At 70.9% G+C, this 15,358-nt stretch carries 8 protein-coding genes; 4 read left to right on the forward strand and 4 right to left on the reverse strand.

What is annotated here, in order from left to right; genetic code table 11:
- Nucleotides 1-104: 104 nt before the first annotated feature.
- Nucleotides 105-1,808: a glycoside hydrolase domain-containing protein gene (locus ACFYPM_RS24780; protein ID WP_387201291.1), complete on the reverse strand. Its 1,704-nt coding sequence runs from the start codon at nucleotides 1,806-1,808 to the stop codon at nucleotides 105-107.
- Between the two features lie 436 nt (nucleotides 1,809-2,244).
- On the opposite strand from ACFYPM_RS24780, the gene ACFYPM_RS24785 reads away from it, so the two are divergent.
- Together ACFYPM_RS24785 and ACFYPM_RS24790 are read left to right on the forward strand one after the other, a co-directional pair.
- Nucleotides 2,245-5,409: a BTAD domain-containing putative transcriptional regulator gene (locus ACFYPM_RS24785; protein ID WP_387201294.1), complete on the forward strand. Its 3,165-nt coding sequence runs from the start codon at nucleotides 2,245-2,247 to the stop codon at nucleotides 5,407-5,409.
- Nucleotides 5,410-5,557: 148 nt separating this feature from the next.
- The gene (locus tag ACFYPM_RS24790; protein WP_387201297.1) at nucleotides 5,558-7,177 is read left to right on the forward strand and encodes a hypothetical protein; all 1,620 of its coding nucleotides are present in this window, start codon (nucleotides 5,558-5,560) and stop codon (nucleotides 7,175-7,177) included.
- 172 nt (nucleotides 7,178-7,349) lie between these two features.
- Here the strand turns inward: ACFYPM_RS24790 and ACFYPM_RS24795 are convergent, their stop codons facing one another.
- Both ACFYPM_RS24795 and ACFYPM_RS24800 read right to left on the reverse strand, forming a co-directional pair.
- Nucleotides 7,350-8,576 carry a deoxyguanosinetriphosphate triphosphohydrolase gene (locus tag ACFYPM_RS24795; protein ID WP_387201298.1) on the reverse strand — a complete coding sequence of 409 codons (1,227 nt, stop codon included), beginning with the start codon at nucleotides 8,574-8,576 and terminating at the stop codon, nucleotides 7,350-7,352.
- 42 nt (nucleotides 8,577-8,618) lie between these two features.
- Entirely contained in the window at nucleotides 8,619-8,972 is a 354-nt protein-coding gene (locus tag ACFYPM_RS24800) for a VOC family protein (protein ID WP_357244594.1), read from the reverse strand.
- A gap of 252 nt (nucleotides 8,973-9,224) precedes the next feature.
- Between ACFYPM_RS24800 and ACFYPM_RS24805 the strand changes: the two genes are divergently transcribed.
- On the forward strand, nucleotides 9,225-9,725 hold the full coding sequence (locus ACFYPM_RS24805) for a roadblock/LC7 domain-containing protein (protein WP_387201301.1): 501 nt from the start codon (nucleotides 9,225-9,227) through the stop codon (nucleotides 9,723-9,725).
- Nucleotides 9,726-9,775: 50 nt separating this feature from the next.
- Here the strand turns inward: ACFYPM_RS24805 and ppdK are convergent, their stop codons facing one another.
- Nucleotides 9,776-12,511 (reverse strand): pyruvate, phosphate dikinase, encoded by a 2,736-nt coding sequence (gene ppdK, locus ACFYPM_RS24810; protein WP_387201304.1) that lies wholly within the window; start codon nucleotides 12,509-12,511, stop codon nucleotides 9,776-9,778.
- 260 nt (nucleotides 12,512-12,771) lie between these two features.
- Between ppdK and ACFYPM_RS24815 the strand changes: the two genes are divergently transcribed.
- Nucleotides 12,772-14,565, forward strand: coding sequence for a family 20 glycosylhydrolase (locus ACFYPM_RS24815; protein ID WP_387201330.1), 1,794 nt, complete (start codon nucleotides 12,772-12,774; stop codon nucleotides 14,563-14,565).
- The last annotated feature ends 793 nt before the right edge of the window (nucleotides 14,566-15,358 follow it).

Below are 15,358 nucleotides of genomic sequence, written 5' to 3' on the forward strand. Positions count from 1 at the left end.
CTGGTCATGGTCCCCGGGCGGACCCGGCCTGCGGGCCGGAACCGCCCAGCCGGTCAATGGTGGGGGTCACCGGCGCGGCCGGTGACCCCCGCGGTGGTGCTGGGTCAGCCGAGGTTGGCCCAGGTGGACCAGGGGCCGCTGGTGGTGGTCTGCCACATGCTGTAGAGGCTGCCGTTGCCGCCGACGACGAAGACCTGGAGTCGTCCGTCGGCGTTGGTGGCGACGGCCAGGTCGGTGGTGAGGCCGTTGCCGCCGAGGCTGGTCCAAGCGGAGAACGGCCCGTTCGGGGTGCTCTGCCACTTGTGGTAGAGCTTGGCGTCGCCGCCGATGGCGAACAGCTCGATCCGGCCGTCGGTCTTGGTGACGGCCTTGATGGCGCTCAGATCGGTGCCGTCGAGGTTGGTCCAGGCGGACCAGGGGCCGCTGGTGGTGGTCTGCCAGATGCTGTAGAGGCTGCCGTTGCCGCCGACGACGAAGGCTTGCAGGCGTCCGTCGGCATTTGTGGCGATGGTGAGGTCGGTGGTGAGGTCGTTGCCGCCGAGGCCGGCCCAGTCGGAGAACGGCCCGTTCGGGGTGGTCTGCCACCTGTGGTAGAGCTTCGAGTCGCCGCCGATGGCGAACAGCTCGATCCGGCTGTCCTTCTTCTTCACGGCGCTGAGCGAGCGCAGGTGGCTGCCGCCGAGGTTCGCCCAGGTGGACCAGGGGCCGCTGGTGCTGGTCTGCCAGATGCTGTAGAGGCTGCCGTTGCCGCCGACGACGAAGGCTTGCAGGCGTCCGTCGGCGTTCGTGGCGGTGGTGAGGTCGGTGGTGAGGTCGTTGCCGCCGAGGCCGGCCCAGTCGGAGAACGGCCCGTTCGGGGTGGTCTGCCACTTGTCGTAGAGCTTCGAGTCGCCGCCGATGGCGAGCAGCTCGATCCGGCCATCCGGCTTGGTCACGGCGGTGGGGGCCTGCAGGTGGTTGCCGCCGAGGTTGGCCCAGTCGCCGAAGACGCCGTTCGCGGAGGTCTGCCAGGTGCTGTACACCGCACCGGAGCCGCGGGTCTGGAATGCCTGCAACCGCCCGTCGGCGTTCAACGCCACGGCCAAGGACCGGGCGGACGGCCGGGTGCCCCACTGGCCGAAGTCGATGGCCCAAGCCTCGTTGAGATCAACCTCGGCCCCGCCGATGGTCTCGCCGTTCTTCACCTGCCGCAGTTGCGCCCGGCTGTCCCACTGACCGGACGACCAGGCGTACGTCTGCCAGCCCCAGCGGATCTTGCCAGCGTCGAAGAGCCGCTTGATCACGAAGTAGCCGCCGTAGGCGCCGACCCGGGCCGGACCCAACACCGAGGCCACCCCGTCGAAGTATGCGTTGATGGCGGGTAGGTGCGACTCCAATGCCTCGAAGTCCACGCTGAAGTAGATTGGTTTGCCCGCCGGCATGCCGCAGGCCAGCGCCTGGCTCTGCGCCTTGGTGGCGTTCTCCACCCCCTTCGCGTACCCCTGTAACGCCTCGCTCGCGGTGTACTCCCAGTTGCAGACGATGTCGATGCCGCCCGCGATGAGGGCGTCCGCCTCGCTGCGGGTGAGGTTCTTGCCATTGAAGCTGTCGCTCAGGTATCGGCAGGCAAAGGTGTAACCGGCGGCCTTGAGGGCGCTGATGCTCGGGCGACCCCACGAGTAGTCGACACCGCGGCGGTAGACGGCCGCGGCCGCCGGGGATCCGAAGGCGAGCCCGGTGACGCCGCCCGCGGCGACGGCGGCCAGACCAGCCAGCACGCCGCGTCGGGAGATCCGGTTGGGCAGGTGCGGTGCGGAGAAGGCACGCATCGGAGAAGTTCCTTTCCGAGAGTTGTCAGGGCGTACGAGGGCGCGGCTCCGCCGAAGCTGGTCCGGTCGGAGAACGGCCCGTTCGGGGTGGTCTGCCACGTGTCAGGGGTGGTGACGACCGGACCGGAATGCATCGAGACCCTTGGCTGGAGCTGACGCCTCCGGTTAAGATCCGCGACGCAGGCGTCACCGTGGGTTCCGCCCTTAGTGGTCGGTCCCTGGTGGTCCTGCTGTGCGGTTGTGGGTCGGCAACCTTCCCTTCGCATGAGGACACAAGAGCCGTGGTGCCCCGCTGAGTGGTGTCGCGTGCTGCTCGCGGTGACTGGCTGGGGAGACCCTCGCCGCCGGACTCGGTAGCGAACCTGAACGGATCCTTGACAGCGTGGGCGGCCCCGATCGTGGGCCGTGTAGGCACTACGGGCGCGGGGGCGAAGCCGTGGAACTACGGATATTGGGTGACCTGCAGGTTGTGGCCGACGGGCGACCGGTGGAGCTGGGTCCGCCGAAGCAGCGGTTGGTGTTTGCCGCGCTCGCCGTCGACGCGGGTCGCAGCGTGCCGATCGAGACGCTCGTCGATCGCGTCTGGGACGAGACGCCGCCAGCCGACGCACGCGGCGTCCTGTACACCTACCTGACCCGCATCCGGCGGATCATGGCCACCGCCCGGTCCGCCGAGACGGTGCCGATCACCGTGGGTCGCAGTCAGACCGGCTATCTCCTCTCCGCCGACCCGGACCGCGTGGACCTGTACCGGCTGCGCAGCCTCGCCGAGCAGGCGCAGGGCCTGCCGGTGGAGCATCCGGACCGGCCGACTCTGCTGCGGGAGGCGATCGACCTGTGGCGCGGGGAACCCCTCGACGGTCTGCCCGGCGACTGGGCGTCCCGGGTCCGGGAGGGTCTGCGCCAGCAGCTCATCCGGGTCCTGCTCGACTGGGCCGACAGCGAGATCACCCATGGCCGGCCCGGTCCGGTCACCGAGCGGCTCACAGTGGCCGTGGACCGCAGCCCGCTCGTCGAGCCGTTGGTGGTGAGCCTGATGCGGGCGCTCTACCTCAACGGACGCCGAGCTGAGGCGCTCGACCTGTACGCCCGGACCCGGACCCGGCTCGTCGACGACCTCGGCGTCGATCCGGGTACGGACCTTCAGGACCTGCATCGGGAGATCCTGCGCGGCACCCTGCGGCCACCGGCGGCGCTCGCGACCGCAGTCTCGACGCCGCCTCCGGCGCAACCGTCGGCCGTCGCGCCGACGCCGGTCCAGACCGCACCGGAGTCACCGCAGCCCACCAGCGGGGGACCCGGGTGTCAGCTCCCGGCCGACCTGCCCGACCACGTCGGGTGCGAATCGGAGATCTCCCGCGCGCTGAGCGTGTTGCGATCCGACGGCCGGGATGCCGGGGGCACCGCCGCACCCGTGCTGATCCTCTCCGGTCTGGGTGGGGTCGGGAAGACGGCCCTCAGCATCCGACTGGCGTATCTGCTGCGGCACGCGTACCCGGACGGTCAGATCTTCGTCACGCTCAGTGGCCACGGTCGTGACCCGGGGGAGGCGGTCGACCGGGTGTTGCGGGCCCTCGGCGCCACGAACATCCACCAGCTCCCCACGCTGGCGGACAAGCTCGGGCAGTACCGGGCCATGCTGAGCGGGCGACGCTTCCTCATCGTGCTCGACTCGGCGGTCAGCGCCGAGGAGGTCCGGCCCCTGGTACCCGGCGGTCCGGGTAGTGCCCTGATCGTGTCCAGCCGGGCACTGCTGACCACCGTTCCCGGTGCCGAACACATCGAGGTGCCACTGCTCGATCAGGCCGACTCGATCCACCTGTTGGATCGCGTCATCGGGCCGGACCGGGTGGCGGCGGAACCGGAGGCGACCGACGCGCTTGTGGAGATGTGCGCGGGGCTGCCACTCGCCCTTCGGATCGTCGGCGCGCGGATCGCGGCGCGCCCGCACCGCCGGATCGCCCGCCTCGCCGAGCGGATGCGGGACGAACGCGGGCGGCTCGACGAGATGACCGCGGACGGGTTGGCCGTGCGGGTCAGCGTCGGGGTCGGCTACCAGGCGCTCGATCCGGCGGCCCGACGGGCGTTCCGGCTGCTCGGCTTTCTCGGGGTGCCGAGCTTCGCGGAGTGGCTGGTGGCGGCGCTCATCGGCGGCTCGCTGGACGACGCTGAGGAGCTGTTGGAGCAACTCGCCGACGCCCGGCTGGTGACCGCCCTACCCGACCCGACGCACGGGCTGCTCCGCTACCACATCCACGACCTGGTCCGGCTGTTCGCCCGGGAACGCGCCGTCGACGAGGACGCCGACGTCGCGCTGCGCGCCGCGGTGGCCCGAGTCCTGGCGACTGCCACCGACCTGGGGGAACGGCTCAACCAACGGCAGCCGTACGCCGTTCCGCCGCTCTACCGGCAGACGCCGCAGCCGGTCGACGTGCCGGCGGTCCCGCTCCCGGCGGACCACCAGCTGCCCGGCTGGCTGGAGGTCGAGGCGTCGACACTCATCGTCGCGGTGGAGCGGGCCGCCGAGCTAGGCATGGACGTGGCGGCGTGCGCGCTGGCGGACGCGTTGGTCTACGCGTCCTTCGCGGTCCGGAACGACTTCGTCGGCTGGGGGCGCACCCACGCGGCGGCGTCCGCGGCGGCACGGGCCGCCGGGAACGCCGTCGGCGAGGCGGTGATCGCCTGCGGCATCGCGCTGCTGCGCTACAAGGAGGACCGGTTCGTCGAGGCCGAACAGAGTTTCCGCAGCGCCATCGAGTTGTTCGAGGCGTCCGATCACGAGCACGGGTCGGCGGCAGCGCGCAGCGGGCTCGGCGCCGTGCTGCGCGAGGTCGGCCGGCACCGGGAGGCCGTCCCGTTGCTGACCGCGGCGGCCGACGTGCTGAACCGGATCGGCGGCGACAACGCAGCCGCGCACGCCACCTATGGGATCGGACACTGCCTGCGGGAACTCGGCGACGACGATGAGGCGGTGCTGTTCATCGGCCGGGCCATGGACGCGTACCGGGCGCTCGGTCACGTCCGGGGGGAAGCCATCGCCGCCCGGGGGATCGGCCTGGTGCACCGGGCAAGGGGTGAACTGGACGAGGCGCAGCGCTGGTGCGTCCAGGCCCACGAGTTGATCGTGGCGAGCGGTGACGAGTTGCTCGCCTGCTACACCGAGCAGGCGCTGGCGAAGGTGTGGTTCCGGCAGGGGCACGTGGGTCGGGCACTGGCACCGTTGGAGCGCAGCCTGGCGACGTGCCGCCGGCTGAACGACCGGTTCGGCAGTGCGCTGGTCCAGCGGACCGTCGGTGAGCTGCACCTGGCGGCCGGGCGGCCGGAGGTCGCCCTGGAGGCCCTCGGGCTGGCCCATGACGGCTGGGTCGAGCTGCACCACGATCTCGGCGCGGCGCGTACTCTGCGCGATCTTGGCGCGGCGCACGCCGCGTTGGGTGACGTCGCGTCGGCGCACCGGGTGTGGGAGACCGCCGCGGCGACCTTCCGGCGGCTCGGCACCCGGGAGGCCCGCGAAGCGCCGGGCTGGCACGAGCGGTGGTGGTGCGAGTGCGCCACGACACCCGGGGAGGACCGGACCGTGACCGGCGCGCAGCTGGTCTGAAGAGCGGGCGACCTGCGCTTCCAGGTTTTGTCAAGACCATCCGCAGGCCGCCTGCCTAGCGTCGGAGACCAGCACAGGGATCGCCCCGAAGGCTCATCCCTGTTCGACGGACACATTGTCCCGTCGGTGCTCTGACGGAGGTAGAGAGATGAATCAACGATCGCGGCGGTCGATCCTGACCCGCCTGATGGCGCTGGCGCTCAGTGTGCCGGTAGCCCTGACCGGCGGCGCGCTGGTGGCCGCGCCCGCCTTGGCCACGCCCGCCGCTCTGGTTGTCCAGGCGGACAGCAGCATCGGTGGACAGATCACCCGCTCGGAGGTATTGGCCCGGGCCGGGAACTGGTATGCCCGTCGGAGTGACTCCGACATGACCTACAGCATGAACGCATCCACCTGGGATGGTCCGCATTCCCGGATGTACCGACGGGACTGCAGCGGTCTGGTGGACATGGCGTGGCATCTCGACGCCGACCCGAACACCCACGGACTGATGTCGAGCACCTACACCTACAGCATCAGCCGCAATCAACTGAAGCCGGGCGATCTGCTCGATGACGTCTCCGACTCGGAATCGGGCTACCCCTATCACGCAATCCTCTTCGGCGGATGGGAGAACAGCCAGAAGTCCTCGTTCTGGTATTACAGCTTCGGCGATACGCCCATGGCGCTGGTGAGGGGTGCATCCTTCAGCGACTCGACCCTGTCCGGGCATCCCACCTCCGAGTACCAGGCCCGGCGTTACCGCAAGATCGTCGACAACCCGACGCAGGCACCGGATCTGCTCCGCAAGCTGTCGGTCGGGGCGAATGCGGACGGGCGGTTGCAGGCATTCCAGGTCCGCAGTGGTGGCACGGTGAACAGCACCTGGCAGACCTCGGCCAATGGCGTCTTCGGCCCCTGGGCCAACCTCGGTGGGACTCAGCTGCGGAACATCACCACCAACCGCACCAAGGACGGCCGCATGGAACTGTTCGCGATCGGCGGCGACAGTAAACTCTACCACAAGTGGCAGACGACCCCGAACGGTCCCTTCTCCGACTGGACCAGCCTCGGCGGCGACGACCTCACCACCGACCTCACCATCGCCACAAATGCCGACGGACGCCTGCAAGCCTTCGTCGTCGGCGGCAACGGCGCCCTCTACAGCATCTGGCAGACCACCGCCAGCGGCCCCTGGTCGGCCTGGGCCAACCTCGGCGGCACCGACCTACACGCCGTCACCGCCACCACCAAAACCGACGGCCGCATCGAACTCTTCGCCATCGGCGGCGACAGCAAGCTCTACCACAAGTGGCAGAGCACTGCGAACGGTCCCTTCTCCGAATGGACCAGTCTCGGCGGCAACGACCTGACCAACGACCTGACGGTCGCCACCAACGCCGACGGACGCCTCCAGGTCTTCGCCATCGGCGGCAACGGCGCCCTCTACAGCACCTGGCAGACCACCACCAGCGGCCCCTGGTCGGCCTGGGCCAACGTCGGCGGCACCGACCTGAGCGCCGTCAGCGCCAGCAAGACGAAGGACGGGCGGATCGAAGTGTTCGCGATCGGCGGCGACAGCAAGCTCTACCACAAGTGGCAGAGCACTGCGAACGGCCCGTTCACGGACTGGGCCGGCCATGGTGGCAACGACCTCACCACCGATCTCGCGGTCGCCAGTAACGCGGACGGACGCCTACAGGTGTTCGTCGTCGGCGGCAACGGCAGCCTCTACACCATCACCCAGCAGGCCTCCGGCACCTGGAGCGCGTGGGCGAATCTCGGCTGAGGTAGGTCGCCCCGGGGTGCCCGGCCGGGCCCCCCGGGGCGACAGCGCGACCGGATCGACCGCCCGCCCCTGGACGGGCGGTCGCCGGCGCTGCGGGCAGTTTCAAGCAACGGTGGCGAGCATCGCGAGGGGCTGTGCCGGACCTGGGCCGAGCACCTGAGCGCACGCCGTCCTAGCTAGCAACCAAGCGGGTGTGCCAGGTCACCGCCGCCGGGTCGGTGAGCGAGGCGACCTGGTCGATCACCACCCGCAGTCGGGCGGTGTCGTCCGGGGCCGCCCGCCACAGCGGGGCGAAGATCGGATCGAGCCCGTCCGGGGCGCGCCGAAGCAGCGCGGCCACCACCTCGGCAAGCATCGTCCGCTGTCGTTCGTAGCGGCCCCGAAAACCGGAACGGCGCATCACGTACCGCAGGGCGATGCCCTTGAGCAGCGCGCACTGCGCCCGGACCAGCCTCGGCACCACCAGATCGGCGTCGTAGCGGCGGTGCGGGCCGGGACCGGAGCGCTCCTCGGTGGCGGCCACCGCCGCTGAGACGAACCGGCCGGTCACTCCGCTGGTGGTGGCCTTCAGCGCCACCTGGGCGCGGTGGCTGCCGTCGTACCCGGCGAGCGGGGCGAGCAGCGGGTCGGCCAGCAACTCCACCAGCACCTCGGCCAGGTCGGCCGCGGACTCGCCGGAGTAGGCGGCGGCCACGTCGGCGCAGAGCGCGGCCCGCTCGTCGGCGTCCGCGAGCAGCGGACCCAGCGTGACGTACCCGCCGTGGATGCCGTCCTCCACGTCGTGCACCGAGTACGCGACGTCGTCGGCCCAGTCCATCACCTGCGCCTCCAGGCAGCGCCGGTCGCCGGGCGCACCGCCCCGGATCCAGCCGAAGACCGGCGCGTCGTCCGCGTACACCCCGAACTTGCGCTGCCCGGGGCGACGCGGCCAGGGATACTTGCCGATCGCGTCGAGCGACGCCCGGGTCAGGTTGAGGCCGGCGGGCGAGCCGTCCGGGGCGAGCACCTTCGCCTCCAGCCGGGTCAGCACCCGCAACGTCTGCGCGTTGCCCTCGAAGCCACCGCAGGGTGTGGCCAGCAGGTCCAGAGCGGACTCGCCGTTGTGCCCGAACGGCGGATGCCCGAGGTCGTGGGCAAGCCCGGCAACGTCGACCACGTCCGGGTCGCAGCCCAACCGGGCACCCATCTCCCGGGCGATCTGCGCCACCTCCAGCGAGTGCGTCAGCCGCGTACGCAGGAAGTCGTCGGTGCCGGCGGTGTGCACCTGGGTCTTGGTGGCCAGTCGCCGGAACGCCGCGGAGTGCAGCACCCGGGCACGGTCGCGCTCGTACGGTGAGCGGCGGTGCCCGGTGTCCTTGGGCGCCTCGCGCACCAACCGCGCGTCCGGCTCACCTTTCACGCAGCCGCCGATGTTCGCGACTGCGGGGCTCGCAAAACCGGCTCACTCCTCGCGCTCACGCAGGACGCAGAACTCGTTGCCCTCCGGGTCGGCGAGCACCGTCCACTCGACGTCGCCCTGGCCGATGTCGACGTGCCGGGCACCCATGTCGACGAGCCGCTCGACCTCGGCCTCCCGGTTGGCGGGGCGCAGGTCGAGGTGCAGCCGGTTCTTGCGGTCCTTGCCCTCGGTCACCGGCACGAAGACCAGGCCGGGGAGGCGGTCCGCGGACTGGCGGATCTCCACCTCGTCGGGAGTGTCCCTGATGACCTGGTAGCCGAGCGCCTCGGCCCACCAGCGGGCCAGCCGGCCCGGATCGCGGGCGTCGACGGTCAGGTTCTCCCAGACGCTTGTCATTCAGTCACCTTTCCCGTTCGACGGCGTACGCAATCAGCCGTTTGCGAGCGAGCCAAGATTATGCCCGTCACGACTGCGCGACGTGCCCCCGACGCGTCGACGAATCGTCCACAACCGCCGATCGGCCCGGAGTTGTGGACCGATCGCCCCGGGTTACAGGCTCGCGGGCGCAGGTGGCCAACGGTAGCGTTCCCAGCGCGGAACGTGACGAGCCGACCGACACGCAGATCCCGACCGGTAAGGGAGCAGCTCGTGGACGCAGACACGGTGGTGGGTACGGAGCTACGCGGGCTGCGTCGACGCCGGCCCGACGTCGCCGGGTCGGTGCTGGCCGGCACCGACGGGTTGCTCATCTCCAGCGATCTGCCCAACACCGACGCCACCCATCTCGCCGCGCTGGCCGCCGCCAGTTTCGGACTCGGTCACCGGGTGGCCGACACCGTCCGGCGGGGCGAGTTCCGGGAGTCGGTGGTCTGCACGACGGCTGGCTGCGTGGTGACCTACCCGGCGGGGCGCACCGCCCTGCTGACCCTGGTCACCGCGTCGGCGGTAGAGGATCTGGAGACGCTGCACCAGGAGGCTCGGGCGGTGGCCCGGCGGACCGGATCGGTGTTGGACACGCGCGTCGGCGGTGGCGGCGCCACCGCCGTTCCGAATGGGCACGCGCCGCTCGCCGTGCGTACCCCGATGGCGACCCTGCCCACCCAGTTGCGCCGCTCGTCCCGGCCGACCTGGCGGCGCCCACCGATCTGATCGTCGGGGCCGGCGGCGGACCGGGTGACCTGGTCCGCCGCCGGCCCGCGTCAACGACTGTCCGAGCCGCCGGTCTCCACCACGGCCCGACCGGCCTCCAGCCGGGCCACCGGCACCCGAAACGGCGAGCAGGACACGTAGTCCAGGCCGACCTCGTGGAAGAAGTGCACCGAATCCGGGTCGCCGCCGTGCTCGCCGCACACCCCGAGCTTCAGTCCGGGGCGGGCGGCCCGCCCCTCCTCGGCGGCGATCCGCACCAGCCGGCCGACGCCGTCGCGGTCGATCGACTCGAACGGCGAGATGCCGAAGATGCCCAACTCCAGGTAGCGCCAGAAGAACGCGCCCTCGACGTCGTCCCGGGAGAAACCCCAGCCCATCTGGGTCAGGTCGTTGGTGCCGAAGGAGAAGAACTGCGCCGCCTCGGCAATCTGCCCGGCGGTCAGCGCCGCCCGGGGCACCTCGATCATCGTGCCGATCAGCACCTCGACCCCGCTGTCCCCGACCACCTCGGCGATGATCTTCTCGGCCTCGGCGCGGACCGTCTCCAACTCCTGCACGGCCCCGACCAGCGGCACCATGATCTCCGGCTTCGCGGTACCGCCGCCACGGGCACAGCTCACGGCCGCCTCGGCGATGGCCCGGACCTGCATCGCGAACAGACCGGGGATGACCAGGCCGAGACGGACGCCGCGCAGCCCGAGCATCGGGTTCTCCTCGTGCATCCGCCGAACGGCGGCGAGCAACGCCTCTTCCTTGGCGACGTCCTCGCCACGCTCCTGGGCGACCGCCACGTCGACCGCGAGCTGCTCCAACGGCGGCAGGAACTCGTGCAGCGGCGGATCGATGAGCCGGACGGTGACCGGCAGGCCATCCATCTCCCGGAAGATCTCCTCGAAGTCGGCCCGCTGCAACGGCAGCAGCGCCGCCAGCGCCGCTTCCCGCTCACCCGCGGCCCGAGCCAGGATCAGCCGCTCGACCAGCTCCCGCCGGTCGCCGAGGAACATGTGCTCGGTGCGACACAACCCGATGCCCTCGGCGCCGAAGCGCCGGGCCCGCGCCGCGTCCGCACCGGTGTCGGCGTTCGTGCGGACCGCCAGCCGCCGCTTGCCGTCGGCGTGCGTCATGATCCGGTGTACGGCCCGGACCAGCGCGTTGTCGATGTGCTCGGGGTCGAGGCTGCCCTCGAAGTACTGCACCACCTCCGACGGCATGACCGGCACCTCGCCGAGGTAGACCTTGCCGGTGGTGCCGTCGATGGAGACGACGTCGCCCTCGCCAACGGTCTGCCCGGCCACCGTGAACCGCTTCGCCGGCACGTTCACCTCGATCTCGTCGGCACCGGAGACACAGGTCTTGCCCATGCCCCGGGCCACCACCGCGGCGTGGCTGGTCTTGCCGCCACGAGAGGTGAGGATGCCCTTCGCGGCGATCATGCCGTTCAGGTCGTCCGGGTTGGTCTCCCGGCGGACCAGGATCACCGACTTGCCCTCGGCAGCCAGCTCGACGGCTCGTGCGGAGGTGAAGACCACAGTGCCGGACGCCGCTCCGGGCGAGGCGCCGATGCCCGTGGCGACCGGCTGGAACTCGTGGTCGAGTTGGAAGCGCGGGAACATCAGCTGGGCCAACTGCGCGCCGTTGACCCGGTGCAGTGCCTCGTCCTCATCGATCAGGCCCTCGTCGACGAGTTGCCCGGCGATGACGAACGCGGCGGCGGCGGTGCGCTTACCGACCCGGGTCTGCAACATCCACAGCTTGCCGCGTTCGATGGTGAACTCGATGTCGCACAGGTCCCGGTAGTGCTCCTCCAACCGGGCCATGATGCCCAGCAGCTCGTCGTAGGAGGCCCCGTCGAGCTGGGCCAACTCCTGCAGGGGCACGGTGTTGCGGATGCCGGCCACCACGTCCTCGCCCTGGGCGTTGGCCAGGTAGTCGCCGTAGATGCCCTGCGCGCCACTGGCCGGGTCACGGGTGAACGCGACACCGGTGCCGGAATCGGGACCCAGGTTGCCGAACACCATGGTCACCACGTTGACCGCGGTGCCGAGGTCGGCCGGGATGCGCTCCTGGCGGCGGTAGAGCACCGCGCGCTCGGCGTTCCACGACTCGAAGACCGCCCGGATCGCGAGGTCGAGCTGCTCACGCGGCTGCTGCGGGAACTCCCGACCGGTGTGCTTCACAAAGATCTTCTTGTACGCGTCGACCAGCCCGCGCAGGTCGTCCGCGTCCAGGTCGAGGTCGTTGTGCGTACCCTTGGCGCTCTTGACCTGGTCGAGCGCGTGCTCGAACTCCTCGCCCGGCACCTCGCAGACGGTCTTGCCGAACATCTGGATCAGGCGGCGGTAGGAGTCCCAGGCGAACCTGTCCGCGCCGCCGGAGGCGGCCTGATCGCCGGTGCCGCCGGCCTGCGCGGAGAGCCCGACCACGCTCTGGTCGTTGAGGCCGACGTTGAGGACGGTCTCCATCATGCCGGGCATGGAGAACTTGGCGCCGGAGCGGACGGACACCAGCAGCGGATCCTGCGGGTCGCCGAGGCGCTTGCCCATGGCGCGCTCCAGCGATTCGAGGTGCGCCTCGATCTGAGCGGCGAGCCCGTCCGGCTCCTGTCCCGTCGCGAGGTACGCCTGGCAGGCCTCGGTGGTGATGGTGAAGCCGGGGGGGACGGGCAGGCCGAGGTTTGTCATCTCGGCGAGGTTCGCCCCCTTGCCGCCGAGCAGGTCCTTGAGGTCCTTGTTGCCTTCGGAGAAGTCGTAGACGTACTTGTGATCGACGGTTCCTTGCGCTGCCACCAAAGCCTCCACACACGCGCCGGATGGACACTTAACGAAGGTTCAGTTTTTTCCTGCCCCGGGACGGACCGCCGGCAATCCCGGGGTCGACGCCGATCGGTGGGCGAAGGTTAAGCGACCATCGGGCGACCTGGGACCGTTCGGTGACAATTGGCACAGCCATCACGACTATCCGTGTTCGTACCGGTTTTTGGGAACGCTTCCATGCGCACCATCACGCATCCCGGCCGAGCGTCGTACGCTTGACGACACGCCAGCCGGTGAACCTCACTTTTGCCATAACCGACGCGAATACACCCCCCGGAGTCGCCGCCGTGTCGACCACCCCCTCCCCCGGCCCCACCGCCGCCCCCGCCACCGGCGAGGTGCCGCTGCCGACGCGGGAACCGGACCCGGCCACGCTGGCCCAGGCCGCCGAACGGGCGGCGGGCGACCTGCTCACCCCGTCGGCCCCGCAGCGGCTGGCCGACGTCGTCCCCGCCCCCGCGCAGGTCCAGCCGGACCCGACCGAGGACTGGGTGCTCCCGGCCGAAGCGGTCATCGTGGCCAGCGCCGACCCCGCCGCGCTGGCCATCGCCACGCAACTCGCCGAGCTGCTCCGGCCAGCCACCGGCTACCCGCTGCCGGTCGTCCACGCCGCCTCCCGTCCACTGCCGGCCAGCGACGCCGCCACGCCTGCGCCGCCGGCTTCCGACGCCGCCGCGCCGGATCGGGTCGACGGCATCGCGCTGGTGCTGGACGCGTCCGTCGATCTCGGCGCGGAGGGCTACCGGCTCGACATCGCCCGCGACGGGGTACGCCTCACCGCCGGCACTGCCACCGGCCTGTTCTACGGCGTGCAGACCCTGCGCCACCTGCTGCCACCGACCATCGAGAGCCCGACCCCGGTCACCGCACGGTGGGCGCTGCCCGGCGGGACCATCACCGACAGTCCCCGCTTCCCGTACCGGGGCGCGATGCTCGACGTCGCACGGCACTTCTTCACCGTCGAGGACGTCCTGCGCGTGGTGGACCACCTGGCCCGCTACAAGCTCAACCACCTGCATCTGCACCTCACCGACGACCAGGGTTGGCGGATCGCCGTCGACTCCTGGCCGAGGTTGACCTCCGTGGGCGGGACGACCGAGGTCGGCGGCGGCCCCGGGGGCCACTACACGAAGGCGGACTACCGGCGGATCGTCTCCTACGCCGCCGCCCGCCACATCACCGTCGTTCCGGAGATCGACCTCCCCGGGCACACCAACTCGGCGCTTGTCGCGTACCCGGAGCTGGCACCAGACAAGATCGCGCCGCCGCCGTACACCGGCACCGAGGTCGGTTTCAGCTACGTCGACCCGGCCGACGAACGGACGTACGACTTCGTCGCCGACGTGCTGGGCGAGGTGGCCGCACTCACCCCCGGGCCGTTGCTGCACATCGGCGGCGACGAGGCGTTCAAGGTCAAGGGCGAGGTCTACACCGGTTTCGTCGAGCGGGTCCAGCGCATCGTGGCCGACCTCGGCAAGACGGTCGTCGGCTGGCACCAGCTCGCACCGGCCGCCCACCTCGACGGGCGGGTGCTGCAGTGGTGGGGCACGAACGCCGACGACCCCACCACGGCCGACGCGGTCCGTCGGGGCGCCCGACTCATCGTCTCCCCCGGCAACCACGCCTACCTGGACATGAAGTACGCCCCGGACACCCCGATCGGGCACGACTGGGCCGGGCTGATCGACGTGCGCAAGGCATACGACTGGGATCCGGGCACACACGTCGCCGACGTGCCCGCCACCGCCGTTCTCGGGGTGGAAGCCCCGCTCTGGACCGAGTCGGTCACCTCGCTGGCCGACATCGAGTTTCTGCTCCTGCCCCGACTCCCCGCCATCGCCGAGCTGGGTTGGTCACCCCGGGCCACCCACGACTGGGCCGACTTCCGTGACCGGCTGGCCGGTCAGGGTGCGCGCTGGGCGGCCGCCGGGATCACCTTCCACCGCGCACCCGAGGTCCCCTGGCCGAGCACCCCGGCCATCCCCACTCAGCGCACCGTGCCAGAGACCGACCCCGCCACATCCTGATCCTCGGCTCACGGAATCCCCGACGCGCCCGACCCGATCCGGGCTGACCATCCCCGCTGCCCGATACCGGCCGTCGCGCCTTGCCCAATACCGGCGTCGCGCCTCAACCCACACCCACCGTCGCGCCCAGCATGATCGTGCTCGATCCTGGATGTAGTGGTCTCCGTGAGCCACTCGACTTTCGTGATGTCGGGCCGTCCCCGACACTTGGATACCGCGATTTCTGTGAACCCGAGTCGATCACGCCGCCTCGTCCGCCGTGTCCGTTCGCCGGTCGCGACGATTGTCTGGTTTCGTCGTGAGTGTCGGTCGCCGGGGCTACCTCCGGGGCGGAATCGGTGGCCGGCCCGGGTCGTTATACCTGGCAGCCCCCCGAGGTGGCCGGCCACCGAGACCATCGAGTCCCAGTGCGCCGGGCCGGCCCCCGCAACAGTCAGGCCCACCGCAGCAGTCAGGGTCGCGGGGCGCGGCCCCGGCCGGGAACATCCGGCGGGCCGCCCCGGTTACATCCCCCGCACGGCCGAGCACCACCACCGGCCAACCCCCGGGCAGGCCGCATGCGCCACCCCCGTGGGAGGCGGAATGACCCGCCACCACCAGCCGTCACACCCTGTCCCGACGCCGACCCCTGCGGGTCGCCGGGCAGAACCCCCACGAACTTCTCCCACACCACCACCCACCCCCCGGGTGTGGTGCGGGCACCCCCGATGCAGAGGAGCACGCCATCATGCGTACCGATCTGATCCGTAAGACCGCCCTGACCGCCGCCGGCCTCGCCTTCACCGGAGGCGCC

Source organism: Micromonospora sp. NPDC005203 (genome assembly GCF_042872705.1).
GTDB lineage: Bacteria > Actinomycetota > Actinomycetes > Mycobacteriales > Micromonosporaceae > Micromonospora.